General features: G+C 68.4%; 22 protein-coding genes. 15 read left to right on the top strand and 7 right to left on the bottom strand.

The annotated features are described in order from the left end of the window. The first annotated feature begins 133 nt into the window (after positions 1–133). From HX774_RS05900 to HX774_RS05890, 3 genes are read left to right on the top strand one after another with little or no spacing between them, the layout of a single operon-like run. Entirely contained in the window at positions 134–1,306 is a 1,173-nt protein-coding gene (locus tag HX774_RS05900; RefSeq protein WP_178825095.1) for an ABC transporter permease, read from the top strand. Then, positions 1,303–2,070, top strand: a complete 768-nt coding sequence (locus HX774_RS05895; RefSeq protein WP_370523351.1) for an ABC transporter ATP-binding protein — start codon at positions 1,303–1,305, stop codon at positions 2,068–2,070. The genes HX774_RS05900 and HX774_RS05895 overlap by 4 nt, the downstream gene beginning before the upstream one ends. A gap of 25 nt (positions 2,071–2,095) precedes the next feature. Then, positions 2,096–3,112 (top strand): HlyD family secretion protein, encoded by a 1,017-nt coding sequence (locus tag HX774_RS05890; RefSeq protein ID WP_178825093.1) that lies wholly within the window; start codon positions 2,096–2,098, stop codon positions 3,110–3,112. A 250-nt stretch (positions 3,113–3,362) separates the two neighbouring features. Here the strand turns inward: HX774_RS05890 and HX774_RS05885 are convergent, their stop codons facing one another. Next, the gene (locus HX774_RS05885) at positions 3,363–4,160 is read right to left on the bottom strand and encodes a crotonase/enoyl-CoA hydratase family protein (RefSeq protein WP_178825091.1); all 798 of its coding nucleotides are present in this window, start codon (positions 4,158–4,160) and stop codon (positions 3,363–3,365) included. Between the two features lie 120 nt (positions 4,161–4,280). Continuing rightward, on the bottom strand, positions 4,281–4,439 hold the full coding sequence (locus tag HX774_RS05880) for a hypothetical protein (protein WP_170136955.1): 159 nt from the start codon (positions 4,437–4,439) through the stop codon (positions 4,281–4,283). Positions 4,440–4,603: 164 nt separating this feature from the next. Here HX774_RS05880 and HX774_RS05875 point away from each other — a divergent pair, with 164 nt between their 5' ends. After that, positions 4,604–4,831 (top strand): DUF1289 domain-containing protein, encoded by a 228-nt coding sequence (locus HX774_RS05875; RefSeq protein ID WP_255500133.1) that lies wholly within the window; start codon positions 4,604–4,606, stop codon positions 4,829–4,831. Positions 4,832–5,041: 210 nt separating this feature from the next. Beyond that, complete coding sequence (locus HX774_RS05870; protein ID WP_178825089.1) at positions 5,042–5,524, top strand: TIGR02281 family clan AA aspartic protease; 483 nt, start codon at positions 5,042–5,044, stop codon at positions 5,522–5,524. A gap of 172 nt (positions 5,525–5,696) precedes the next feature. Here the strand turns inward: HX774_RS05870 and HX774_RS05865 are convergent, their stop codons facing one another. Then, positions 5,697–6,545 (bottom strand): LD-carboxypeptidase, encoded by an 849-nt coding sequence (locus tag HX774_RS05865; RefSeq protein WP_178825087.1) that lies wholly within the window; start codon positions 6,543–6,545, stop codon positions 5,697–5,699. Positions 6,546–6,627: 82 nt separating this feature from the next. On the opposite strand from HX774_RS05865, the gene murC reads away from it, so the two are divergent. The 9 genes from murC (at position 6,628) to HX774_RS05820 (ending at position 16,883) form a co-directional block, all read left to right on the top strand. Beyond that, a complete protein-coding gene (gene murC / locus HX774_RS05860) occupies positions 6,628–8,016 on the top strand; it encodes a UDP-N-acetylmuramate--L-alanine ligase (RefSeq protein WP_178825085.1) in 1,389 nt (462 codons plus the stop codon). Positions 8,017–8,133: 117 nt separating this feature from the next. Next, on the top strand, positions 8,134–9,735 hold the full coding sequence (locus tag HX774_RS05855) for an ATP-binding protein (RefSeq protein ID WP_178825083.1): 1,602 nt from the start codon (positions 8,134–8,136) through the stop codon (positions 9,733–9,735). Positions 9,736–9,947: 212 nt separating this feature from the next. Further along, positions 9,948–11,375, top strand: coding sequence for a glycosyltransferase (locus HX774_RS05850; RefSeq protein WP_255500131.1), 1,428 nt, complete (start codon positions 9,948–9,950; stop codon positions 11,373–11,375). Then, positions 11,372–12,349 carry a hypothetical protein gene (locus tag HX774_RS05845; protein ID WP_178825081.1) on the top strand — a complete coding sequence of 326 codons (978 nt, stop codon included), beginning with the start codon at positions 11,372–11,374 and terminating at the stop codon, positions 12,347–12,349. Before HX774_RS05850 ends, HX774_RS05845 begins: the two co-directional genes overlap by 4 nt. Positions 12,350–12,418: 69 nt before the next feature. Continuing rightward, positions 12,419–13,084, top strand: coding sequence for a PepSY-associated TM helix domain-containing protein (locus HX774_RS05840; protein WP_178825079.1), 666 nt, complete (start codon positions 12,419–12,421; stop codon positions 13,082–13,084). Positions 13,085–13,096: 12 nt separating this feature from the next. Beyond that, complete coding sequence (locus HX774_RS05835) at positions 13,097–13,612, top strand: DUF2271 domain-containing protein (RefSeq protein ID WP_178825077.1); 516 nt, start codon at positions 13,097–13,099, stop codon at positions 13,610–13,612. A 12-nt stretch (positions 13,613–13,624) separates the two neighbouring features. Next, on the top strand, positions 13,625–14,419 hold the full coding sequence (locus HX774_RS05830; protein WP_178825075.1) for a DUF4198 domain-containing protein: 795 nt from the start codon (positions 13,625–13,627) through the stop codon (positions 14,417–14,419). Continuing rightward, positions 14,389–15,507, top strand: a complete 1,119-nt coding sequence (locus HX774_RS05825) for an FAD:protein FMN transferase (protein ID WP_370523350.1) — start codon at positions 14,389–14,391, stop codon at positions 15,505–15,507. The genes HX774_RS05830 and HX774_RS05825 overlap by 31 nt, the downstream gene beginning before the upstream one ends. Before the next feature lie 8 nt (positions 15,508–15,515). Next, on the top strand, positions 15,516–16,883 hold the full coding sequence (locus tag HX774_RS05820; protein WP_178825144.1) for a sulfite reductase subunit alpha: 1,368 nt from the start codon (positions 15,516–15,518) through the stop codon (positions 16,881–16,883). Between the two features lie 211 nt (positions 16,884–17,094). On the opposite strand, the gene HX774_RS05815 is transcribed toward HX774_RS05820, so the two are convergent. The 4 genes from HX774_RS05815 to HX774_RS05800 all read right to left on the bottom strand — a co-directional run bounded on the left by HX774_RS05815 (position 17,095) and on the right by HX774_RS05800 (position 25,410). Then, positions 17,095–17,772 (bottom strand): Fe2+-dependent dioxygenase, encoded by a 678-nt coding sequence (locus HX774_RS05815; protein ID WP_178825073.1) that lies wholly within the window; start codon positions 17,770–17,772, stop codon positions 17,095–17,097. An 80-nt stretch (positions 17,773–17,852) separates the two neighbouring features. Further along, positions 17,853–20,150: a TonB-dependent siderophore receptor gene (locus HX774_RS05810; RefSeq protein ID WP_178825071.1), complete on the bottom strand. Its 2,298-nt coding sequence runs from the start codon at positions 20,148–20,150 to the stop codon at positions 17,853–17,855. A 129-nt stretch (positions 20,151–20,279) separates the two neighbouring features. Next, complete coding sequence (locus HX774_RS05805; RefSeq protein WP_178825142.1) at positions 20,280–21,491, bottom strand: NAD(P)/FAD-dependent oxidoreductase; 1,212 nt, start codon at positions 21,489–21,491, stop codon at positions 20,280–20,282. A gap of 100 nt (positions 21,492–21,591) precedes the next feature. Beyond that, positions 21,592–25,410, bottom strand: a complete 3,819-nt coding sequence (locus HX774_RS05800; protein WP_178825069.1) for an autotransporter domain-containing protein — start codon at positions 25,408–25,410, stop codon at positions 21,592–21,594. Between the two features lie 184 nt (positions 25,411–25,594). Between HX774_RS05800 and HX774_RS05795 the strand changes: the two genes are divergently transcribed. Continuing rightward, the gene (locus HX774_RS05795) at positions 25,595–25,885 is read left to right on the top strand and encodes a YerC/YecD family TrpR-related protein (RefSeq protein WP_255500129.1); all 291 of its coding nucleotides are present in this window, start codon (positions 25,595–25,597) and stop codon (positions 25,883–25,885) included. The last annotated feature ends 1 nt before the right edge of the window (position 25,886 follow it).

Genomic DNA, 25,886 nt, shown 5'->3' with positions numbered 1-25,886 from the left:
TCCAGGGACGGGCCTCAAGCCCCCATAGTCCCGCTGCGCGTCCGGGGGAAGCGGAACCCTTACCCCGATTTAACTTGGCCCCGGCCCGGCGCGGCCTCAGATAACGCTGCAAGTCAGGGGTTTGAGACGCGTCATGTCACTCGCGCTATCCACGCTGCTCTTTGAGTGGCGACGTTATATGGCCGCCGTCATGGCGCTGGCCCTTTCGGGTCTGCTCGTGCTGGCGATGACCGGGGTCTTCATCGGCATCGGCAAGGGCTTCACCGCCCAGATCGAACGCTCGGCCGCCGACGTCATCATCATGCAGCCGGGGGCCAAGAGCCTGATCGGCGGGCCGTCGGGCGTGCCGCGCCGCTTCATTCCGCTGGCCTACAATCACCCGGCCGTGGTCGAGGTTCAACCTCTGGACGGCGCCGGCGGGACCTTCCAATCGATCAAGGAGGTCGACCCGACCCGCAGCCAGGCCGAGCGCGCCAAGCAGGGCGCGCCGCGTCAGAAATTCGTTCAGTCCAGCATCATCGACACCACGCCCGGCTCAGTCACCATTCCGACCGACTATTCGCGCGAACTGGTCGACGCCCTGCGTCAGCCCTACACCGTCGCGATCGATGAAACGGCGCTGACGACCCTGGGTGTCAAGCTGGGCGACAAGGCCCTGTACAACGGTCAGACCGTCACCGTCGTCGGCGTCACCCGCGGCTATCCCAACATGATGCAGCCGGGCGTGGTCATGTCGCGCGACACCCTGCGCATGGTCGGTCAGGCCGACACCGGCCCGCGCGTCGGTCCGCTGATGATCAAGCTGCGCGACCCGTCGCAATCCAAGATCGTCGCCGCCCAGCTGAACGCCATGGGCAACGGCCAGTGGAAGGCCTGGACCCGTCAGGAACTGGCTGACGCCAACGCCGGCGCCATGTTCGAGGAAGGCATCCTGGTCATCATCATCGGCGGCTGCGTCGTGCTGGGCATCATCATCGGCGTGGCCATCACCTGGCAGACCCTGCGCGGGGCCATCATGGCCAACATCAAGGAGTTCGCCTCGCTGCGCGCCCTGGGCGTGGGCATGGGAAGCCTGCGTCGGATCGTCATGGAGCTGAGCTTCTGGGTCGGGGTGGTCGGCGTCGCCGCCGCCATCGGCCTGACCTGGCTGCTGTCGCTGTTCGCCCTGTCCAAGGCCGTCATCATCGCCCTGCCCCTGCCCCTGCTGATCGTGGTGGGCGGCGGTCTGATCGCCATCGCCATGCTGTCGGGCTTCCTGTCGATGGGCATCCTCAAGAAGAGCCAACCTGCGGACCTGTTGCGATGAACACGATGACTTTTGGGCATACTAAGGTTCAAGGCCGGCATGGCGCGTTCGCCATCGAGGCCAAGGGTCTGGTCAAGCGGTTCAAGTCCGGGAAGAACTATGTCGAGGTGCTGAAGGGCGTGGATTTCGACGCCCGTCACGGCGACCTGACCATGGTCATGGGGCCGTCCGGTTCGGGCAAGTCGACGCTGATCGCCGCCCTGTCGGGTCTGTTGAAGCCCGAAGCGGGCCGGGTCGACGCCCTGGACATGGATGACATGTGGTCCTTCTCGTCAGGCAAGATCGACAAGTTCCGGCTGGATCACTGCGGCTTCATCTTCCAGGGCTTCAACCTGTTTCCGTCGCTCAGCGCCCTGCAACAGGTGACGACGGTGCTGAAGTTCCAGGGCCTGACCCCGGACCAGGCGAAGAAGCGCGCCACCCTGGCGCTGGAGGAGGTCGGCCTGGGCCATCGCCTGCATCAGCGCCCGGCGGCCCTGTCCGGCGGCGAGAAGCAGCGCGTCGCCATCGCCCGCGCCCTGGCCAAGGACCCGCAGATCCTGTTCGCCGACGAGCCGACATCGGCTCTGGACGGCGAGAACGGCCAGGTAGTCATCAAGCTGCTGCGCCGGGCCGCCACCGAGCATGGCGCGGCGGTCATCTGCGTGACCCACGACCCGCGTCTGGAGGCCTGGGCCGACCGGGTCATCCACATCGAAGACGGCGTGATCATCGACGATCAGCGCCGCACCCCCAATCCCGACGCCGTTCTGGCCTCGCACTGAACACCGATCCTCAAGGACGCCTCACATGCCCGCTTTCCTGAAAAACAAATGGCTCTGGATCGGCCTCGTGCTGCTGATCGCGCTCGTCGTCGGCTTCGGCCTGTTCCAGAAGGCCAGCGCCGCCAAGAAGGCGGAAGCGACCGCCGCCGCCGAGAAGAAGGTCGAGAGCCCCTATGCGGCCATCGCCAACGCCAAGATCGACATCGAGGGCGGCATCATCCAGATCGCGGCCCGTCGCGGCGGCGTGGTGCGTGAAGTCCTGGTGCAGGAAGGCGACCGGGTCACAGCCGGCCAGATCCTGGCCCGTCAGGAAGACGACGAGCCGCGCCTGTCGCTGCAAAGCGCGGCCGCCGACGTGGCCCAGGCCGAAAGCCAGCTGCGCCTGATCAACGTCGAGATCAACACCGCCCAGCGCGAGTACGACCGGCTGCAGAAGCTGGTTTCGACCAACTTCGTCGCCGCCCAGCGGCTGGACCAGGCCCGCGACGCCATCGCCTCGGCCCAGGCCCGCCTCGCCGCCCAGCAGTCGGCCATCCAGACCGCCCGCGCCCGCCGCGACCAGGCCGCCTATAACGTCGAGCTGACCGTCATCCGCGCCCCGCAGGACGGCCGTATCGTGCGCCGCTACGCCAACCCCGGCGCCGGCGCCTCGACCCTGAACGTGTCGAACATGTTCGATCTGGAGCCCGACGCCCCGCGCATCGCCCGCGCCGAAATCGTCGAGGCCGACATTCCGAACATCACCACCGATCAGGCCGTCGAGATCACCCCTGAAGGCGACCCGTCGAAGGTCTATGTCGGCAAGGTCCTGCGCCGCGCCGCCGTCTTCGGCGCCCGCAAGCTGGCCTCGGACGATCCTTCGCAGCGGTCGGACGAGCGCGTGGTCGAAGTGGTTGTGGCCGTCAACGACGCGCCGCTGCTGATCGGCCAGCGCGTCCTGGTCAAGTTCATGAAGCCGGGCGAAACCGCCGGCGCCAAGCGCGCCGACAGCGTCGTCGGAGTGCCGGCCACCCGCTCTATGCAGACGCCGGCCAAGCGGTAGGGGTTCGCGACACTGAACACGAAAAGGGGCGCTGCGAGGCGCCCCTTTTTTGTTGGCCCACCCAAAGTCAGCACCAGGGTGTCGGCGCCCCTACTCCGTCACCCCGGACGTCCCGGAGGGGCGATCCGGGGCCCAGACGCCTGGTCCCGACATGGACGCGATATATCTGCCGCCTGGATTCCGGGTCCGCTTCGCGTCCCGGAATGACGGCAAGGAAAGGCGGTAGGACAAGGAGCTTTGCAATCGCCGGTTAGCGGCCGCTGAATTCCCCAGGCCGCTTCTCCAGCACCGCCGTCACGCCCTCGATGTGGTCCTCAGTCAAATGGGCCAGGGCCTGCATGGCCGCTGACAGCTCCAGCATCTGATCGAAGTTCATGTCGCGGCCCTGGCGCAGCAGGCTCTTGGCCATGCGCAGGGCCTGGGGCGGCTGGGCGGCGATCTGGTTGGCCGTGATCATGGCCTCGTCCATCAGAGTGTCATGCGGGACCACGCGGTTGACCAAGCCCCACTGGTCGGCGGTTTCGGCGTCGATGGATCGGGCGGTGAACAGCATTTCGGCGGCGCGGACATAGCCGACGTTGCGCGGCAGCAGCCAGGAGCCGCCGTCGCCGGGGATGATGCCCAGCTTCATGAAGGGCACGCCGAAGCTGGCGCGGTCCGAGGCGATGCGGATGTCGCCGAGCCCGGCGATGTCGCAGCCGAGACCCATGGCCGGGCCGTTGACGGCGGCGATCAGCGGGACCTCCAGCCCGTACAGCGAACGCACGATGCGGTGGACCACGCGGCGATAGCGTTCGCGGATGGCGGCGCCCGAGCCCTCGAACAGGTCTGCGCGCGCCTTCATCGCCTTGAGGTCGCCGCCCGCCGAAAAGGCCCGGCCCGCGCCGGTCATGACGACGCAGCGGATGGAAGGATCGGCGTTGACCGCCTCGCAGGCCTTGGCGAAGGCCTCGCCGTCTTCCAGATCCGGCAGGGCGTTCAGTCGGTCGGGCCGCGTCAGGGTCCAGACCATGACCGCGCCGCGGCGCTCCTCGACGATCAGACCCATGGCGATGCTCCTCTTGATGATGGAGCCGGTTTCAGCGGGGCGGCGGGTTAAGGCAAGCGGAATTGAAAAACCCCGGTCGTTGTGACCGGGGCTTATGGCTTGGATCAAATACCCTCGCGACTACGCGCGCGGCCGTTTGATCGTGATGGGCACGAAGTTCGAAGGGTGACTGACCGCGCGGTTGTTCGCGGGGTTCATCTGCTTCGTGTTGACCAGCATCCCGCCCCATAGGGCGAAGGACATCATGGCGTGCTGGAGATTACGGTCCTTGTCGTTCATTTGGGCGTCTCCTTTCGTTGAACGATGAAAGAAGACGCGTCGTGCTTATCGGGGATCTCACCGTCATAGTCGTTTCGCGTCAGGGTCCTAGATAGCTCCGCTTGGTTAAAAAGTCAAGAATTTGGTCCGATGTCGGACGTATTGTAGTGTTCACGTCATAAAACATGAGCCAGCCGCCCGCCCCCTCGCCCGCCAAACCGCCGCGCGCCATCGCCACCCCCTGCGTCATGGTCTGCACCGTGGACGGGGCCTCGGGGCTGTGTCTGGGCTGTTTTCGCACCCTGCCCGAAATCGCGACCTGGAGCCGGATGAGCGAGGAGGAACGGGCGAAGATCATGGGCGAGCTGGAGGGGCGGCGGGGGCTGATCGACCCGGTGTTGCTGGGCGGGTAGGTCCCCTTACGCTGTCATCCCGGAAGCGGCAGAGCCGCTATCCGGGACCACAAGAAAAGCTGACCCTGGAGTCCTGGGCGGTCCCGGCTCTCCGCCTGCGGCTTCGGCCGGGATGACGAAGAACGTCGCGTGTAACGATGTTCAGCCGTCAACCTTTCGTTCGCCGTATCGCTTCACCGCCTGCCAAGACCCTTGCGGCACAGTAGGGTCATGATCCGTATCGATCCGCGCTCTGCTGTCGTTTTCGCCGCCGCCCTGGCCACGTCGCTGGCCTGTGCCGGCGCCTTGCGCTGGATGGACGGAACGGGCGAAGCGCAAGCCGCCATCGCCGCGCCTTCGGTCGTGCGCTCGGCGGACGGCCATTACTGGGCCGAGGCGGTCGTGGACGGTCGGCCCATGCGGATGCTGGTGGACACCGGCGCCAGCGTCGTGACCCTGAGCCGCGCCGACGCGGAGAAGGCCGGCGTCAGCGTCGGCGCCGGAGACTTCACCCGCACCCTGAACACCGCCGCCGGTCCGGTGAAGGCGGCGCCGGTCGTCCTGCCGTCGCTGGCGGTGGCGGGGGTGCGGCTGACCTCGGTCGAGGCCCTGGTGGTGGACGCCGACATGCCGGCGTCCCTGCTGGGCATGAGTTATCTGGGACGGCTGTCGGGCTTCGAGGCGCGGCCTGAAGGGCTGACCTTCAAGGGCTAGCACCGTCCTCGATCCTCCCCTGTTTACGGGGGAGGGGGACCGCCGCAGGCGGTGGAGGGGGCGGATACGGACTGACGCTAAAGACAGCGAAACACGGCGGGTGACGCTCGCCCCCTCCACCATGCTGCGCATGGTCCCCCTCCCCCGCTTCGCAGGGGAGGATCGCCAGGGGTCAGCGCGTCACACCGAACGGAACCACCTTGTTGTCAGGGTCGTGGCCGATGTCGGCGGTTCCCAGGTAGGGAATGCCCGAGCGTTCGCACCAATAGCGGACGATCTCCTCCGCCGTCAGGCCGAAGTCGGGGTCGTTGGGGGTGACGTCCGAAACCCGGCCCAGGCGGATGCCCGCCGCGCGGCGGATCGAGGCCTGGCCGGTCAGATGGAACATCATCCGGTCCACGCGATAAAGCGCCTCTGACACCTCTTCCAGCATGATGACGTGGCCGGTCAGGTCCGGCTCCAGCGCCGTGCCGACGAGTTCATTCAGGATGGTCAGATTGAAGGCGACAGCCGGGCGCGGGTCGTCCAGCAAGGACGGCTCCAGCGAGGCGCGGTCGCCGCTGACCAGCCAGTCCACCGCGCGACGGCCCGTCGCGTCGTGGCGCGCCCCGTCCGAAGCCATCGGCCCGTGGGCCACATGAGGAAAGCCCGCCTTGTAGAGCAGGGCCAGCAGGCTGCCCGCGTCGGAGTAGCCGAGGTAGCGCTTCTTCCTCGCCACATCGGTCAACTGCGGCAGGACCGCCTCGGCGATGCGGCACGACCCATAGCCGCCGCGCGCGAACCAGAGGGCGCTAAGGCGCGGATCATTGGCGAACTCGACGAAGGCGCGGGCGCGGGTGGCGTCGTCGCCGCCGAAATGGCCATGCTTGTTGAAGGTCTGGGGATGGAAGACCAACTGCACCTCGCCGCCCGGATAGGCCGCATCCATCCAGGCCTGGATCGCCTGACCGCGCTCGGGGTCCAGACGCGAGCTGGCGTTGACGACGCCGATCTTGAAGGGTCCAGTCTTGGATTCTGGCATAGGGATGGGGCTGGCCTCCGGCGTCGCCCGTGCTAGTCAGGCCGCCGGACATTCCCCGGTTTCGCGCGTCAAAATCAAGCCGATGAACAAAGACTATTTCTTCTGCGGCGTCGGCGGGTCCGGCATGCTGCCCCTGGCCATGATCGTTCAGGCGCAAGGGAACCGCATCAGCGGCTCGGACCGGGCGCTGGATCAGGGGCGGACGCCAGACAAGTTCCACTGGCTGCGCGCCCACGGCGTCAGCCTGCATCCGCAGGACGGCTCGGGCGTGACCCGCTCCGATCAGATCGTGGTCGCCACTGGGGCGGTCGAGGACACGGTGCCCGATATCGGCGCGGCGAAGCGCGTGGGCGCAGAGATCAAGACCCGGCCCCAGCTGCTGAGCGAACTGTTCAACGCCGCCCCGACCTCGATCGGCGTGGCCGGGACCAGCGGCAAGTCGACCATCACCGGCATGACAGCCTGGATTCTGGATCAGGCGGGCCGCAAGCCGACCGTGGTCAACGGCGCGGTGATGAAGAACTTCGCCGATGCGGACCACCCCTTCGCCAGCGCCCTGGTCGGGGGACCCGATCTGTTCGTGGCCGAGGTGGACGAGAGCGACGGCTCCATCGCCCGCTATGACGCCACCGTGGCGGTCGTCTCCAACATCTCGTTGGACCACAAGTCGATGGAGGAACTGCGCGATCTGTTCGGCGGCTTCGTCGGGCGGGCGCAGACGGCGGTGCTGAACCTCGACAATCCCGAGACGGCGGCGCTGGCGCAGGAACTGGCGCCGGGCAAGGCCGTCACTTTCGCGCTCGGCGAGGAAGAGGCTGACCTGTCGGCGCATGACCTGGCGCCCCTGCCGACCGGCATGGCCTTCGAGCTGCGGGTGCGCGGCGAGGCCCCGCGTGCGGTCGTGCTGAACGTCCCCGGCGCGCACAATGTCGCCAATGCGCTGGCGGCGCTCGGCGCGGTCAAGGCGCTGGGCGTGTCGGTCGATGCGGCGGTCGCGGCGCTGGAGACCTTCGCCGGCATTCGACGGCGGCTGGAGGTGGTGGGGAGGCAGAATGGCGTCACCGTCATCGACGACTTCGCCCACAACCCCGACAAGATCGCCGCCACGCTGAAGACCCTGCACGCCTTTGACGGGCGGCTGCTGATCCTGTTCCAGCCGCACGGCTTCGGCCCGCTGAAGCTGATGCAGCATGAGTTCATCGCGGGCTTCGCCGGGCTGATGCGCGAGCATGACGTCCTGCTGATGCCCGAGCCGGTCTATTACGGCGGGACGACCGACCGCAGCGTGGGCTCCGAGGATATCGCGGCGGGCGTACGCGCCGAGGGGCGTCAGGCCGAGGCCCTGGCGACGCGCGCCGACTGCGGCGACCGGATCGTGGACCTGGCCCGCCCCGGCGACCGGGTGGTGGTCATGGGGGCGCGCGACGACAGCCTGTCGAGTTTTGCGGCGGAGCTGCTGGCTCGGCTTTAAGCTCCGCGCCCGGACAATTCGTCAAATTGTCCTTGTAAAACATTCACTTTCGGCAAATCGGCTGTTAAGCGCCGCCCGCCTAACTGCGCTCTCGCAGAACGCGGGAGAGGCGACCAGATGGCCAGGATCGGAGACTTCGTCGAGGCGGCGCCGCCGATGGCGCCCGAGGCCCTGGGCGCCGAGGCCTTCGACCGCTTTCAGGCCGAGCCGGATACCCTGGTCATCGCCGTGGCGGACGCGGACGGGCGGCCCGTCGGCCTGATCGAGCGCAACGCCTTCACCCTGAAGATGGCTGCTGAGTTCGGCCGCGCCCTCTATGCGCGGCGTCCGGTGTCGGCCCTGATGGACCCCGAACCGCTGATGGTCGAGGCCGACGCCTCGGCCGACGTCCTGTTCCAGACCATGGACGCGGCGGGGCTGGGCGCCCTGTTGAAGGGCTTCATCGTCGTCTCGCGCGGGCGCTATGTCGGGGTCGGGGCCGGTCTGCACGTCATGCAGGCGGGGGTGGCCATTCACAAGCGCCGCGCCGAGGCCATGAGCGAACTGGCCCAGAACCTGGTCCGCGCCGAGGCCGAGGCCCGCGCCTCCAGCCGCGCCAAGTCCGAGTTCCTGGCGGTGATGAGCCACGAAATCCGCACGCCGCTGAACGGGGTGCTGGGGGTGGCCGCCCTGATGGAGCGCGAGCTGACGCAAGACGCCCTGCGCCCCTATGTCCGCACCATTCTGGACTCGGGGAACAGCCTGCTGCGGCTGCTGACCGACGCCCTGGATATGTCGCGCGCCGAAGCCGGCGTTCTGACCCTGGAGCCCGCGCCGCTGGATCTGGACGCCGTGGCCGCCGACCTCTCGGCCCTGTGGCGGCCCCGCGCAGAGGAGAAGGCCCTGCGCCTGAGCGTGACCACGGACACGGCCGCCGCCCGCTGGGTCGTCGGCGACGAGATGCGGCTGAAGCAGTTGCTGAACAACCTGATCGGCAATGCCTTGAAGTTCACGCAAGTCGGCGCGGTCGAGGTCAATCTGAGCACGCGGCTGGACGACGGGCGCGTGCGGCTCGACGCCGTCGTCGATGACAGCGGGCCGGGCGTCAGCGACGAGGCGGCGGTCGCCATCTTCGAGCCCTTCAACACCGGCGAGGCCGGGCGGCAGGGCGCGGGCGCAGGGCTGGGCCTGGCCATATGCCGTCAGATCGTCGAGCGAATGGAGGGTCGTCTCGCGCTGGAGCGGTCGCCGTCGGGCGGGGCGCGCTTCCGCTTCGACCTGCACCTGCCGCTGGCCGAGGCCGACGCGCGGCGGGGCGAGGACCGGGCCGCCGCGCCGACGACGCACGAGACCCTGCACGTGCTGGTGGTGGACGACCACGCCGCCAACCGCTTCGTCGCCGGCAAGGTGCTGGAATTGTTCGGTTGCACCCACGAGACGGCTGACGACGGGCGACAGGCGCTGGAGCGGGCTGCGGTCGCGCCCTTCGACCTGATCCTGATGGACGTGAAGATGCCGGTGATGGACGGGGTGGCGGCGACGCGGGCCATCCGCGCCCTGCCCGGCCCCGCGTCCGCCGTGCCCATCCTGGCCCTGACCGCCAACGCCGACCCGCGCGACGAGGCCGAGTATCTGGCCGCCGGCATGGACGGGGTGGCGCAGAAACCGATCCAGCCAGACGCCCTGCTGAACGCCATCCGGCTGGCCCTGTCGCGCCACGCGGTGCCCGCGGCGGCTTAAAGTTCGTCTTACGAAACAATATCAAACGCTGTTTTGACCAAGAATTACTCAGCGTCGTCAGATTTCAGCGGTCCAAGCGCCAGACGACATCTCTGTCGCGGGCAAAGCCTTCATTAAAGCCAAGCTTATGCTGAAGCTGGGAGGCATGGTTTTACAATTGTCCGCGCCGGCTTCTTTTAGGATGGAACCTCCTCAACAAGGTTCCCCCGCCCTTGACCTCCTCCCTGTCGCCAGACCCCGTTCGGAACCGCCCCGCGCCGCGGCTGACGCCGTCACCGACGTCCGGCCCGGTCGAGGTCGTGCCCACGCGGCCCTATCGCCGCCTCTATCTGTCGGTGCCCGCCAAGTTCACCCTGGCCCTGGTGCTGGCCTTTGCCTGGACTGCCCTGAGCATCTGGCTGTCGCAGCGGTGGCTCAACGACCTGGCGGCGGTGACGAGTTGGGCCTTCGCCCTGATCGCCATCGGCTTCATCGCCTATGTGCCGGGCTTCATGAACGCCTTCCTGCTGGGCACCCTGCTGTTTGATCGGCGGCTGCCCCGCATCCGCCCGCCCTCCTATCCAGCGATCAGCATCCTGGTCGCGGCCTATAACGAAGCCGCCGCCATTCGCGACACCCTGACCAGTCTCGCGGCCCAGACCTATCCCGGCGATTACGAGATTCTGGTCCTCAACGACGGCTCGACCGACGCCACGGTCGCCCTGGCGCAACAGGCCATTCGCGAGTTGAGCTTCCCCGCCAACGCCACGGTCCGCGTGCTCGACTACCCCGTCAATGCGGGCAAGGCCGCCGTGCTGAACCGGGGACTGAAGGCGGCGAAACACGACCTGATCATCACCATCGACGGCGATTCCTGGGTGCGCCACGACGGCCTGGCCCAGATCGTCGAGCGTCTGCTGACGGACCCGGCCAACACCGTCGCCGTCGCCGGCGCCGTCATGGTGCGCAACTCGCGCGAAAACTTCCTGACCCGCGCCCAGGAGTGGGACTATTTCCACGGCATCGCCGCCGTGAAGCGGATGCAGTCCATGTATCACGGCTGCCTGGTGGCCCAGGGCGCCTTCTCCCTCTACACCCGCGCCGCCCTGGAAGAGGTCGGCGGCTGGCCGGAATGCGTCGGGGAAGACATCGTCGTCTCCTGGGCCCTGCTCGAGAAGGGCCACCGCATCGGCTACGCCGAGGACGCCCTGGCCTTCACCAATGTGCCCACGAAGTTCAAGCAGTTCGCACAGCAGCGCAAACGCTGGTCGCGCGGTCTGGTCGAGGCCTTCAAGGCCCACGGCTCCCTGCTGTTCAAGCCGCGCCTGACCACCATCTTCATCTGGTGGAACCTGTGCTTCCTGCCGCTGGACCTGGTCTACACCTTCATCTTCATCCCCGGTCTGGTGCTGGCCCTGTTCGGGATCTTCTGGATCGCCGGCCCCCTGACCCTGGCCGTATTGCCGCTGGCCGCCTTGTGGAACATGTTCATCTTCCGCATCCAGCGTCAGATGTTCCGGCGCGAAGGGCTGAAGGTCCGCCGCAACTTCGGGGGCTTCCTCTTCTACGCCCTGGGATACAGTCTGGTGATGCAGCCGGTCTGCGTCTGGGGCTATGGCGCCGAAATGTTGGGCATGAGCAAGAAATGGGGCACCAAATGAACCGCCTGCCCGCCGTCGTCGTCGGAGCCGCCGCTTCGCTCGCTTTCGTCCTGCCCGGCGTCGCCTGGGCCCAGACCGTCGAGACCGCGCAGCAGACCGCCCGCGTCGAACACCCGGACAGCGCCGCCGCAGGCTTCCTGCCGGCCCACGCCGTGGGCCTGGACGTCTTCGCCTCTACCGACGCCGACGACACGGACGTCGTCAAGGCCGGGATCAACCTCGACTGGCGCTATCGCGGGCCCGACGACTATCTGGGTCTGCGGGTCGAGACCGCCCGCTTCAAGCCCCTGGGCGGCGACGCGACCGAGGATCAGCGCCTCTATCTGCGTTTCGCCGACAAGACCGGCGACTGGTCGTGGAAGGGCCAGGTCGGGACCGACGGCGAGACCGTCCTGGGCTCGGCCAGCGTCCACAACGAGGCCCGCTTGCGTCAGGAATACTTCGTCGAGCGCGAGATTCTGGAGACGCCGCGCGGCCTGGACGAGGGCCTCTACTACACCTTCGTCGGCGGGGCCTTCGACCTGCCGGTCAATGACCGCAACAACTTCACCGTGGTGGCGGGACTTCAGGACTTCACCGGCGACAATGTCCGCACCCATCTGCGCCTGAACTACATCCATGTGGTCAAGCCGGAATGGGGGCTGTCGGCCCAGGTCCGCACCCGCTATTTCCACAGCAGCGACCCCGGCGAGTACGACTATTTCTCGCCCGAGAACTACCTCGAGATCATGCCGGTGCTGCAGGTGCGCCGCTACTACGGCGGGTGGCGCTATGTCGTGGCTGGCGGCGTCGGCGGGCAGAAGGAAACCGGCGGCGACTGGCGCAGCGCCCGCTACTTCAACGCCCAGGTCGTCAGCCCGCCCATCCGCGAATGGGCGATCAACGCCAGCTTCACCTACAGCAACACCCCCGTCGCCAGCGGCTATACCTACGATTACAGCCAGGTGAATTTCGGCATCGTCCGCGCCTTCTAGGCTCAGCCGCGACATTCCGACGCCTAAACGGTATTGCAAATCGTTCGCAGGGTATGGCACAGCCATGGTGTGACCGAAACCGCAGCCCATCCCGCCAAGACCGCCGCGAAACCGAAGGCGGCGCTGAACGCCAAGCGGTCGTTCTGGCTGAAGCAATTGCACAGCTGGCACTGGATCTCGGCGGCGGTCAGCCTGGTCGGGATGATCCTGTTCGCGATCACCGGCATCACCCTGAACCACGCGGCGCAGATTCCGGCCGAGCCGGTGGTCAGGGAGGCGACGGCGACCCTGCCCGCGCCCCTGCTGGCGCGTCTGGCCGACTTCCCGGAAGACACCACCGACCCGGTCCCCGCCCCCGTGGCGCGCTGGGCCGCCGAGGCCTTCAAGGTCCAGCTCGAGGGCCGCGCCACCGAGACCACGGCGGACGAGATCTATGTCGCCCTGCCTACGCCCGGCGGCGACGGATGGCTGACCATCGACCGTTCAACCGGCGAGGCCCTGCACGAAAAGACCACGCGCGGCTGGGTCGCCTATCTCAACGACCTGCACAAGGGTCGCAACGCCGGGGTGGTCTGGTACTGGTTCATCGACGTCTTCGCCGTGGCCTGCGTGGTCTTTTCCGTCACGGGTCTGGCCCTGCTGTGGCTGCACGCGCGCGGCCGTCCCTCGACCTGGCCCATCGTGGCGCTTGGTCTGCTCATCCCTGTCGTCATCGCCCTCCTGTTCATTCATTGACGAGTTCTCCCCATGCGTAAGCTTCCTCTCGTCCTGACCACTGCGGGCCTCGCGGCCGCCGCCCCCGCCGTCGCAACCGCCGCTGACCTGACCGTCAGCGTCGAGCTGCCGCGCATTTCCAGCGCCTCCTATCACCGCCCCTATGTGGCCGTGTGGATCGAGAAGCCGGACCAGTCGACGGCCCAGACCCTGGCCGTCTGGTACCAGCAGACCCGCAACAACGAGGGCGACGGCAAGGACTGGCTGAAGGACCTGCGCACCTGGTGGCGCAAGGGCGGTCGCGCCATGGCCATGCCCGCCGACGGGGTCTCCGGCCCGACCAAGGCCCCCGGCCGTCATTCAGTGACCGTGCCGGGCGCCCGCCTGCGCAGCCTGCCTGCGGGTCAGTACAACATCGTCGTCGAGGCGGCCCGCGAACTGGGCGGCCGCGAGGTCGTCCGCGTGCCCTTCCGCTGGGGCGCCGCCAACACCGCCGCCGGAACCGGCGCCACCGAACTGGGCGCCGTTCGCGTCGCCGTGACCCGCTAAGAGGACCTGACCATGAAGAAGACCCTCGCCTTCCTGTCCCTGGCCGCCGTCCTGGCCGCGCCGCTGTCGGCTCAGGCGCACCGCGCCTGGCTGGCCCCGACCTCGACCGTCCTGTCGGGCAACGACGCCTGGGTCGGTTTCGACGCCGGCATGTCGAACGGGGTCTTCATCCCCGACCACGCCGCCATGCGTCTGGCCGGGCTGACCATCACCGCCCCGGACGGTTCGACCGCCCAGGCCGAGAACGTCCATCAGGCCAAGTACCGCTCCAGCTTCGACCTGCACCTGTCGCAGCCCGGCACCTATCGCGTCGCCAACGTCGGCTCGGGCTTCATGGCCAGCTACAAGCAGGGCGGCGAGCAGAAGCGTTGGCGCGGGGCCGAGGCCGACTTCCACGGCGCCCTGCCCGCTGACGCCACCGACGTCGAGGCCGTGCGCACCGACAGCCGCACCGAGACCTTCGTGACCCTGGGCGAGCCGACCGACCTGAAAACGGTCGGCAAGGGCCTGGAACTGGCGCCCGTCACCCATCCGAACGATCTGGCCGCCGGCGAGGCCGCGACCTTCAAGCTGCTGAAGGACGGCCAGCCAGCCGCCAATGTGGACGTGACCATCGCGCGCGGCGGCACCCGTTACCGCAACAACCCCGAAGAGATCACGGTCAAGACCGGCGCTGACGGCGCCTTCTCCGTGACCTGGCCGGAAGCCGGGCTCTACTGGCTGGGCGCCTCGGTGCGGACGGCGGGCGTGAACGGCCAGCCCGGCTCGAACGCCTCGTGGAACGGTGCGCTGGAAGTCCTGCCCTGACCTCGAAACGCCCCAGCTCGGCGCCGCCGCCGCTCCAGATCGGTGCGGCGGTGGAAGGCCGTCAGGACAGCCGCGTCCTGATCCCGCCGACCACCCGCGCGCCCGAACGGCCGCCCAGCGATCTGATCTGGTCGCTGGCAGGGGAAAGCATGGGCACCACCTGGTCGGTGCGTCTGGTTCCGCCGCCCGGTGTGGGCCAGGACGCGTTTCAGGCGGCCATCGAGGAAGAACTGGCGCGCATCATCGCCCTGTTCAGCCCGTGGACGCCGAGCAGCGAGATCAGTCGGTTCAACAACGCCCCCGCCGGGACGTGGAAGCTGTCGGACGACTTCTGGAGCCTGCTGAACGCGGCCCTGGATCTGGCCGACGACGTCAACGGCGCGGTCGATCCGACCCTGGGGGCGCTGGTCGACCTGTGGGGGTTCGGTCCGCCGGGGCCGCGCGATCCGCTCAATCCCTTGCCATCTGCTGAAGAGGTCGAGGCGGCCCTGGCCGTGTCCGGCTGGCAGAAGCTGAGGCTGAACCGCGACGCGCAGGCGGCGGTGCAGGCCGGCGGCCCCAATGGCGGCATGAAGCTCGACTTCTCGGGCATCGCCAAGGGTCACGCCGTGGACCGGGTTTCGGCGCGTCTGACCGAGATGGGCGCGACCTCGCATCTGGTGGAGATCGGCGGCGAGTTGCTGGGACGCGGGGTCAAGCCGGACGCGCAACCCTGGTGGGTCGAGATCGAGGCAGTGCCGGGGTCGCCCGCGCCGCATACGGTCGCGGCTCTGTTCGACATGGCGGTGGCCACATCCGGCGACTGGCGCCGCGCCTTTGTGCATGAGGAGCGCCTCTATCCGCACACCCTAGACGGCGCGACCGGACGGCCGGTGGACAATGGCCTGGCGCAGGTCACTGTCTTTGACGCCTCGGCCATGCGCGCCGACGCCTGGGCCACGGCCCTGACCGTGCTGGGGCCGTTCGACGGGCCGGAGTTCGCCGAGGCGATGCAGATCGCGGCCCACTTCGTCGAGCGGACGCCGCGCGGTCTGGTCGAGCGGATGAGCCCCGCCTTCGCCGCCATGATGGACGAAGAAGAAGCCTGATCGTGACGATGGATGCGACGCGCTGGCTGTGGACGGGGCTGGCCGTCGCCCTGTGGCTGGGCCTGATCGGCCTGACGGTCTGGCGCGTGCGCGCCGCCGCGAGAAAGGCCGCCGAGCAGACCCGACTGCTGGCCGAGGCGGCGGGCGAGGACGCCGTGCTGATCGCCTTCGCCAGCCAGACCGGCTTCGGCGAGGAACTGGCCTGGATGACGGCGCGGTCGCTGGGCGACGGCGGCGTCGGCGCGCGGATCGTCGCTTTCAGTGATCTGAATCTGAAGGCGCTGGAAGGCGCGTGGCGCCTGCTGGTCATCGCCTCGACCACCGGCGAAGGCGATGCGCCCGACAGCGCCGCCCGCTTTGTGCGACAGGTGATGAAGGCGGACGTGGACCTGTCGCACCTGTCCTATGGCCTGCTGGCCTTGGGCGACCGCTCCTATGACGCCTATTGCAGTTTCGGCCACGCGGTCGGCGACTGGCTGGACCGCAGCGGCGCCCAGACCCTGTTCGACCGGGTCGAGGTGGACAACGGCGACGCGGGCGCCATCCGCCACTGGCAGCATCAGTTGAACCAGATCACGGGCGCCACCTCAGCCCCCGACTGGACCCCGCCCGCCTATGACCGCTGGCGCCTGGTGGAGCGCTCTTTGCTGAACGCCGGCAGCCCCGGCGGCGAGGCCTGGCATCTGGCGTTTGCGCCCATCGACCATGCGCCTGACTGGGCGGCGGGCGACATCGCCGAGGTCGGCCTGCCCGTCCGCGACGGCGAGCAGCCGGCCAGTCGTGAGTATTCGGTCGCCTCCCTGCCCTCGGACAGGCGGGTCGAGTTCTGCATCCGCCTGATGACGCGCCCGGACGGGACGCCGGGTCTGGCTTCAGGCTGGCTGACGCAGGCCGTGCAGATCGGCGACGAGGTCGCCATGCGGGTGCGCGCCAACCGCAGCTTCCATGCGCCCCCGCCCGAGGCCCCCATCATCCTGATCGGCAACGGCACCGGGATCGCGGGGCTGCGCGGGCACCTGAAGGCGCGGGCGCAGCTCGCGAAGACCGGCGGCGCCTGGCTGCTGTTCGGCGAGCGGACGCGGGCGCATGACGCCCTCTATGACGCTGACCTGCAGGCCTGGCTGGCCTCGGGCGTCCTGACCCGTCTGGACCGCGCCTTCTCGCGCGACGGGGGCGAGCATCGCTATGTGCAGTCGCTGGTGGCGGAACACGCGCGGCCGATGGCCGACTGGGTTGATCGCGGGGCCTATGTCTATGTCTGCGGCAGTCTGGAAGGCATGTCGAAGGGCGTGCATGCGGCGCTGGAGGCGGCGCTGGGCGAGGAGCGGCTGATGGGGCTGACGGAAGCCGGGCGGTATAGGCGCGACGTTTACTGAAACGCTTCCCTCTCCCAATGGGAGAGGGCTTGAGCCTCCAGGAGCGAAGCGATTGGCAAGGCGAAAGGGTGAGGGTCGCCGGCTGACATCGGCTAAAAGCCGTCGCGCTGCGGCTCACGCCGACTGAAAGCATAGCCCCTCACCCTTTCGCGCAAGAACGCTCGCTGGCGCTCTCGTGCGCTCAAGCCCTCTCCCGCCGGGAGAGGGCTAGCTAGACCTCCGACCAGCGGCGCAGCAGGTTGTGATAGAGGCCGGTCAGTTCGATGACGGCCTGATCCTTCGGTCCCTTGTCGAGGTTGACCCGCTGGGTGGCGACGTCGAGGCGGAAGAGGCTTTCACGGTCGGCGTCGTCGCGGACCAGGCTTTGCAGCCACATGAAGCTTGAGACGCGGGCGCCGCGCGTGACGGGGGTGACGCGGTGCAGGCTCTTGGACGGATAGAGGACCAGATCGCCGGCCGGCAGCTTGACCGACTGGGCGCCGTACAGCTCCTCGATGATCAGTTCGCCGCCGTCATAGTCCTCGGGCTCGGATAGGAAGAGGGTGGCCGAGAGGTCGCTGCGGATGCGCAGGTCTCCGCGCTGGCGGATGGCGTTGTCGACGTGGAGGCCGAACTCGCCGCCGCCCTCGTAGCGATTGAACAGGGGCGGAAAGATCGTATGCGGCAGGGCCGCCGAAACGAACATCGGGTTGGCGTTCAGGGCCTGGACGATCAGCGCCGAGACTTCCCGTGCAGTGTCGCAGTCCTCGGGCAGTTGCTGGTTCTTCTTGGCGGTCGCCGACTGGTGGCCCGAGGTCATATTGCCGTCGGCCCAGGGGCCGGCGTCCAGGGTCCGGCGCAGGGCGGCGACCTCGGCCTTGGTGAAGACGTCGGGGATGTGCAGCAGCATGGGAGCCTCGATCAGATGCGCATCGGCCCCGCCGCTCAAGTGAACGACGGGGCCGACAGAATGGCGCGAAACGCCGTCTCTTAGTAGCGCAGGTTCAGCGTCAGGATGGCCGAACGGGCCGGGGCCACGTCGGCGTGGTGAACGCCGTTGGTGCGGATGATGTATTCTTCGTCGCCCGCGTTCTGGACGTTCAGCTGCAGCGAGGCGCGATCATTGATGTCGTAGGAAGCGAACAGGTCCACGCGGGTGTATTCGGGGGCGTAGATGCGGTTGCCGCCGCCGCCGGCGCCGCCCTGATTGCCGCCGAACGACTTAGACACATAATAGACGCCGCCGCCCAGGCTGAGCTGGGGCATGAGGCGGTAGGTGGTGAACAGGCTGGCGCTGTGCTCCGGCGTATTGGCCAGGGCCTCGCCGACGTTGACGTTGTTGTAGGCGCCCTTGGTCAGCTCGGAATCCATCCAGGTGTAGCCGCCGAAGACCTGCCACTTGTCGGTGACATTGCCCGAGACGCCCAGTTCCAGGCCTTGAACCTCGGCCTCGCCGGCCTGCTCATAGACGCCTGCGGACACCTGGATCTGAGCGTTCTTGCGCACGGTCTTGAACAGGGCGCCGCTGAGGGCCAGGCGGTCGTTGAACAGGTTGGCCTTGGCGCCGATCTCGAAGCTCTCGGTCTCTTCCGGGTCCAGAAGTTCTGTCGCCAGATTGCCCGTGCCCAGGCCGTTGCCGTTGTTCTGGTCGCCGGCCGAGATGGTCGGCGGCGTCGAGGAGGTGGCCCAGGAGGCGTAGAGGCTGCTGTTGGCCGTCGGCTTATAGACCAGGCCGACCTGATAGTTGACGAAGTCCCAGTCGCCGCTGCGCGGGGTCAGGACAGCGGGTGTCCCCACCCAGTCCGCGCCCTCGACCGAATAGTCATCCCAGCGCAGGCCGAGGTTGAGAATCCACTTTTCGCCGAACGCCATCGAGTCGAAGGCGTAGAGACCCAGGGTGTCGGTCGTGTTGTGGCTGACGTTGCCGCGCGTGACCGTGCCGGTCCAGGGGTCGTTCGGATTGGGATTATAGACCGGGGTGCAGTCGAGGCCCGTCAGGGGCGCCGGGCAGGCCGTGCCGGTCAGGGTGGTGACGGTATAGCCTGCGTTGCGGTTCTTCTCGCGCGACAGCTCCAGACCCAGGTCGAAGTTGTGCTTGACGCTGCCGGTCAGGAAGGCGCCGTGCAGGTCGGTGACGTTGGCCAGGGTCTCGGTCGGGTTCCAGCGAGACTTCAGGCCCCGCTTCATCCACCAGACGCCATCAATGAGGGCGGCGCCGGGGGTCGGCGTCGTGTCGAAGCGACCGCCGTCGCCGGGGTTGGTGACGATGTAGTCGTTCAGCGTCTGCGAATAGCGGGTGACGTTACGCAGGGCGAGCGTGTCGCTGAAACGGTGCTCGACATCCAGGGTCAGGGTGTCGACGGTGTTGTTCAGATAGTCGCGCGCCTTCAGCCCGTAGAAGCTGTCGTAAGGCACATCCAGAACGCCGCTGTCGGTCGGACGATCAGCGACCGAGAAGATCTTGTTGAACAGCGGGATGCCGTAGTCAGGCATCTGATTGCTGTCGAGGTGGTAGTAGCTGGCGGTGATCGTGGTCGGCGTGCCGAGGCCGGCGGCGACGGCGGCGGCGACGCCCCACTTGTCGAAGTCGACGGCGTTACGGCCGGCGACGTCGCCCTGCGAGGCCATGACATTCAGGCGCATCGCGGCGGTGGGGCTGACCTGCCAGTTGGCGTCCACCGTGCCGCGCGCATAGGAATCAGTGCCGACGCCGGCCGAGCCGTGGACGAAGTTCTGCAGGCGCGGGGCCTTGGAGCCCAGGTTGATGCTGCCGCCGCCCGAGCCGCGACCCGAATAGACCGAGTCCGGCCCCTTGATGACCTCGACCTGCTCCAGGTTGAAGACCTCGCGCTGCTGGCCGCCGGTGTCCCGGATGCCGTCGACGAAGATGTTGTTGCCCGAGGCCTGGCCGCGGATGAAGGGACGGTCGGCCAGCGGTTGCCCGCCTTCGCCGGCGCCGAAGGTGATGCCCGGCGAGGTGCGCAGGATATCTTGCAGCGAGGTGGCGGCGGTCTGCTCGATGATCTGTTGCGGGATCACCGTGACCGCGCGCGGCGTGTCGACCAGGGGGGCGACGAAGGTCGGGTCCTTGGGCTCGCGCTTGATGCGCTGGCCGTGCACGTCGACCGCGCTCAGGGTCGTGGCGTCCTGGGTGATGTCCGTGGCTTCGCTCGGGGCGGCGGCTACCGGGGCGTCGTTCGCCGCCACAACGGGCGAGGCGCACAGCATGCCGGCGGCGCTGGAAGCGAACAGGAGCGCCTTAAGGGCGGAGGAACGAGCGTCGGACATGGGGGAGGAACCCGTCGGTTAGTTTTGAGACCGGCTCGCAATATCACCTTTTCCGCCTGCGACAATCTGACTCCTGCGACTAAATCGCAATTGCGGCAGGGATGTCACACCGTCGTCATGAGGGCGCCCTCAGCTCGGTTTCGCCACCGCCTTGATCGAGGTCGCGGGGTCGGCCAGCAGGGCCGCATCCACCGGCGTCGCCTTGCCGATCAGCAGGCGCCCGCCCATGAATTCGGCGGGCGCATTGACCGCCTCGACGCAGACGATGCGGTCGCCGTTCAGGTGGAAGACGGCGAAACCGCCCGTCGCCGGATCGCCGCGCACCACCTGACGGTCGGCGTCGAAGGGCAGACCGGCGATCTGAAGCTTGACGTCGTATTGGTCGGACCAGAACCACGGCACCTCGGGCGCGGGCGCCGCTCGGCCGACGATGGCGGCGGCGGCCTGCTTGGCTTGCTCCAGGGCGTTGGGCACGCTTTCCAGACGGTGCATCCGCCCGCCGTGGACCGGGATGGGCCGATGGGTCACGTCGCCGATGGCGTAGATGACGGGATCGCTGGTGCGGGCGGTTTCGTCCACGACTACGCCGTTTTCGCACGCCAGACCGGCGGTGCGCGCCAGGGCCTCGCGCGCCAGGGCGCCGACGCCGACCAGGATGGCGTCGGCCGCGATCAGGCCGCCGTCGGCGAGACGCACGCCGCCGTCCTCGAAGCCCGCAACCTCGGCCCCGGTCAGGATCTCGACGCCGTGGCGGCGATGCAGGTCGGTGAAGAAAGTCGACAGGGTTTCCGACGCCACGCGGGCCAACACCCGGTCCATACGCTCGATGACTACGGCTTCCGCGCCCAGAGCGCGGGCCGAAGCCGCCGCCTCCAGCCCCACATAGCCGCCGCCGACGACGGCCAGACGCTTGCCGGGAGCGAGCGCGGCCTTCAGCCGCTCTGCGTCGTCGAGCGTGCGCAGCTCCAGCAGACCGGGCCGATCCGCGCCGGGAATGGCGAGCCGTCGCGCCATCGAGCCGGTGGCGAGGATCAGCACGTCGTAGGCCTCGACCGCGCCGTCAGCGAAGGTGACAGACTTGGCGTCCGCGTCGATGGCGGTCGCGGTGACGCCGGTGCGCAGGTCGATCTTCTGTTCGGCGTAGAAGCTTTCAGGGCGCAGCAGCAGGTCCTCCAGACCCGCCTCCCCCTTCAGCCAGGCCTTGGACAGGGGCGGCCGCTGATAGGGGGCCGCCGCCTCCTCGCCCGCCAGGACGATCTCGCCTTCGAAGCCATATTGTCTCAGCAGCGCCGCCGCCGAGCCCCCCGCGTGTCCCGCGCCGATAATCAGAACCTTGGTCATGGCCGAGAGATAGTGCGCGCCGCAGCGCGTGGCGAGCCGTCTTTGCAAGGCAGGCCCGCCAGAAAAAAGGACCGCGAGGCGAGCCCCGCGGTCCTGTTCGTCAGAAGGCCTTGGACAGCCGCAGCTTCAGCCCGTGACTGATCAGGTCCGAACCGGCCTGACCGTTGTAGTCCGCGCCGTAGCTCCAGCCCGAGACGGCCTGCCACTCAACGCCGAGGCTCAGGCTGAGGCTGTCGCGCGCCCAGTGCTCCAGACCGACCATGTAGTCGGGGCTGGCCAGCCAGTCGGCGTAGGAGACGGTCTGATCGTCCGCGCCCTCGAACTCATGACGCCATTCGACGCGCAGGCTGGGCGTCAGCAGGCCGGAGCGACGTTGCAGGGTCCAGTCGAAGCTGGCGCCAAGCGCGGTCGCCAGGGTGTCGACCGTCATGGAGTCGTACTTCAGGGCTAAGACGCCCGCGCCGTTTTCGGTGAAGCCGTCCAGATCGACCTTGCCGAACTGAACGCGGGCATAGGGCGCCCAGGCCAGACCGGCGGCGGAACGTTCCAGCGCGACCGAGGCCGAGCCGAACAGCACCGAGCCTGAACGCTCGCCGAAGGCGAACTCGCCCGCATCCGCCGACCAGCGGCGGCTGTCGAACGCCAGAGAGCCGTACCCCAGCACGCCGTCGACGATCAGGTCGTCGGTCGCGCGCCAGCTGCCGTAGAGCGCGCCGACATAGCTGTCGGCCTCGGACAGGGTGCCGTTGTCGCCGACCTTGGTGCGGTCATGGCCGTAGCCGAGGCCGACGCCCGCGACCCAGCGATCCGACATCGCCATGTCCACGCCGGCGCTGACGCCCGAGGTGCTGAAGCGATAGTCCCGCTGGCCCTGGGCGTCGCGACGGCCCCAGTCGACCGCGCCCGCCGTCCAGACGCCGAGGCCGCCCTTGGCCGGCTGAGCGGTTTCACCCGCGTCGGCCTGTCGAGTCGAGGCCTCGTCCGCAGGCGTCCGGGCCGACGGCAGACGGTCGAAGGCGTCGTCGCGGTCGCTGGGCGACTGGCCCAGTTGCTGGCGCAGGGCTTCGCGCGGGTCCTGGTTCAGGCCGCCGTCGCCCAGGTTAAGGCGCATCTGGTTGCTGAGGCCCGCGCCGCCGCCGCGCCGCACCTGTTCGAGGCGGCGGTGGAAGTTGTCGGCCTGCGAGCGGGCGAAGCGACGCGCCGTGTCGGCCTGGGCCGAGACGAGGCCGCGCACTTCCGGGTCCAGCGAGGGGTCGGAGCGCGCCTCGACCGTGACCGTCAGCACGCCCGTGGTCGGACCGCCCGCATTGGACAGGGTGTAGGTGACGCTGGCCGTTCCGGTGAAGTCGCCCTCGGGGGTGAAGGTCACATCATAGGTCCGGTTCCCGGCGACGCCGCCCTCGATCAGGGCCGCGGTTCCGGCCTGGTTGGAAACGCCGACCACGGTCGCGCCGACGAAGGGGCCGCCTGTCGCCGTATCCGTCAGCGACACCGTCACCGGACGCCCGGCCAGGGTGGTGGCGGTCAAGGCGGTCAGGGTCGGGGTGGCCACGGCCTGAACCTCGATCGTGCCCGGCAGGGACTGACCGAAGGGCAGGATGACGGCGTAGTCCAGTGACGCCGGGGCGGCCGACGGCGAAGCCGCCACGGCCATGCGGCGCGCCGCCGGCCCTGCCGAAGGCGCAGCCGGCGTATAGATGATGGTCAGGCCGACCACCCGCGCCGTGCCGGAGGTCGGCTGACGCGTGATCACCAGGCCCTGGAAGGGGCCGCCGGTCAGACGGGTCGTCGGCTCGAACACGACATCCTGGCCGCCCAGCGACAAGCCTTGCAGATCCGGCGCCTGGCCCAGCACGCGGAAGGTCATGGTGGCGGGCGCGGACTCGCCGCCCGGCCCCTGAGCCACCACGGCGAGGGTGTCCTCGCCCATGAAACCGGGCGCGGGCGTATAGGCCAGGCTCCAGCCGGAGCCGCCGCTGGGCGCCTGAACGACGACCTGGCCGTGCGCGGGCGCACTGTCCACGCGATAGCCGGTCACTACGCCCGACACGGCGGGCGGCAGGGCGACGGTGGAGGTTCCGTCAGGACCCGGCTGCACCACGACCGGCGCGGGCGGATCAATGTCCGGCGCGGTCGGTGCGACCACCGTCAGGCTGACCGTCGCCGGGGCCGAGGTTCCGCCCGGTCCCGTCGCCGTATAGGTGAAGCTGTCCGCGCCGAAATAGCCGGTCGCGGGCGTATAGGTGACCACGTCGCCCGAAACGCTGACCGCGCCGTGGGCCGGAAGCGTGACAACCGCCAGGCTGGCGTGAACGCCGGTGATCGACGTCGACAGGTCGATGGCGTGGCCCGAACTGTCAAAAGGCGCCGTGATATTGACCGACGACGCCACCGGGGCGGCCGGCGCCTGAACGCTCACGGTGACGATGGCCGGAGCCGAGGTCCCGCCCGGTCCCGTGGCGCTATAAGAGAAGCTGTCCTGACCCCAATAACCGCTGTTCGGCGTGTAAACCGCCACGGCGCCGGCAAGGCTGACCGCGCCATGGCTCGGCGCCGTCACCAGTTGAACGCTGTCGTAATCTCCGCCGATGCCGGTCGCCAGGTCGATGCTGACGGCCTGTCCATAGGGCGCCACGCCCGCCACAGGACCAGCCGTCGGCGGCAAGGCTGGAGCCGGGATGGTGAAGGGGACGCCCGACGACATCGGCGAAAGATAGCCCGCCGCGTCCATCGCCTGAACCGTCAGCACATACGTCCCGGAAGCCAGAGGACTGACATGAGTGAAGCTCCAGTCGCCCGCGGGGCTGACCGACGTCGCGCCAAGCGGGGCGCCGTTGAGGAACAGATTGACTGAACCGCCCGCCTCGGCCGTGCCGCTGAAGGTCACGGGGTTAGCTATCGTCGCCCCCGAGGTCGGCGCCGTGACCACAGGCGCCGGCGGCGGGACCGTATCGACCGTCCAAGTGTAGGAGGCCGGAGCGCTCTCGACGTTCAACGCCACGGCCTTGTAGCGCAGCACATGGGTTCCCTCGGGCAGCTCAGCGAAGCTCAGCGGACTAGACGCCGATGTGAACGCGGCGCCGTCCAGCGACACCTGAAGGCCGGCGCCCGGCGAGAGGCTGAAACCAAAGGTCGCCGTCGAACTCTTCGAAATCAGCGGAGGCGCAGAGATGAGCCCCGGCGTGGCTGGGCGCTGGACATAGGTGTAGGTCGCGGCGCCGGACGGGGTGTTCGTCCCCTGGGGATTGACGATCGACACCGGCACGGAACCCGCAGGGCTCGCGGGCGTGGTCGCCGTGATCCGGGTCGCGCTGTTCACCGTGAACGACGACGCGGCCACGCCGCCGAAGCTGACGGCGGTCGCGCCGGTGAAGTCGGTTCCGGTGATGACGACGCTTTCGCCGCCCTCGGTCGGCCCGCTGCTCGGCGTCAGGGCGGTGATGGTCGGCGCGGCCGGCGCCGGGGTGCAGGTGACGCGAGCTTGCAATGTCGCGCCGGCCGCGTTGCTCCATCCGTAGACGATATAGGCAGGGAAATCGGCGGGCACGACATAGTCGCCGCTCAGCGCCAGTTCGGCGTCGGCCGTCGCGTACTCTTCGAGCAGGACATCATACTGAAAGTTCGGCAGTTCGCGATAAAGGGCGAAGCCTGCGCCCGAATACCGATCATTGGCGGCGTTGGTGCTGCCCGTCGTCGTCGCCGAATAGGAAATCCGGTCCCCCGCCTGCATCGACAACGGGGTTTGATAGATCTCATTGAGGTTGCTTAGCGCCAGACCGCCGCCCCAGGTGTCGTTGATGGCGTCGCAGCCGGGCGAGGCGGCGGCGGCGCTGGCCGCGCCCAGAACCGCCAGGCCCGCGCCTGCGAAAACAGCGGCGCGCTTCGTCCAGCCGACAGCGGCCGTCACGACATTGAACATTCTGAAATCCCCGAGGCCGAGACGCCGCAGGGATCGCGCGAGTCTCAACAAATACGGCGGTTCCCCTCGCACACTTCAAAACCGCTGTCAGGTGAGACGAATGGTAAACGGGCAGAAAGCGCGTCGTCTAGCTGTCCCGACCAGGGGTTGACCGTTTCATTGTTACAGCATAATGGAACGCACCATGAGCACCGACGCCGCCAAGATCGCCCTGCTGGACGCCCTGCTTTCGCTGCAGACGCGGGCGGAGGCCGAGGCCTTTTTGTCCGACCTGTGCACGCCCGCCGAGCTACGCGCCTTTGCCGAGCGGTGGCAGGTGGCGCGGCTGCTGGACGGCGGAGACAAGACCTATCGCGAGATCGCGGTGGAGGCCTCGGCCAGCCCGACCACTGTGGTGCGCGTCGCCCGCTCCCTCAAAGACATGCCGCACCAGGGTTATCGCCTGGTGCTGGACCGCCTGAATCAGAAAGCCTGAG

Origin of the sequence: Brevundimonas sp. P7753 (assembly GCF_013386595.1) — a bacterium.
Lineage (GTDB): Bacteria > Pseudomonadota > Alphaproteobacteria > Caulobacterales > Caulobacteraceae > Brevundimonas > Brevundimonas bullata.
The sequence above is the reverse complement of the archived record's forward strand: the minus strand, read 5'-3'. Positions and strand labels throughout refer to the sequence as shown.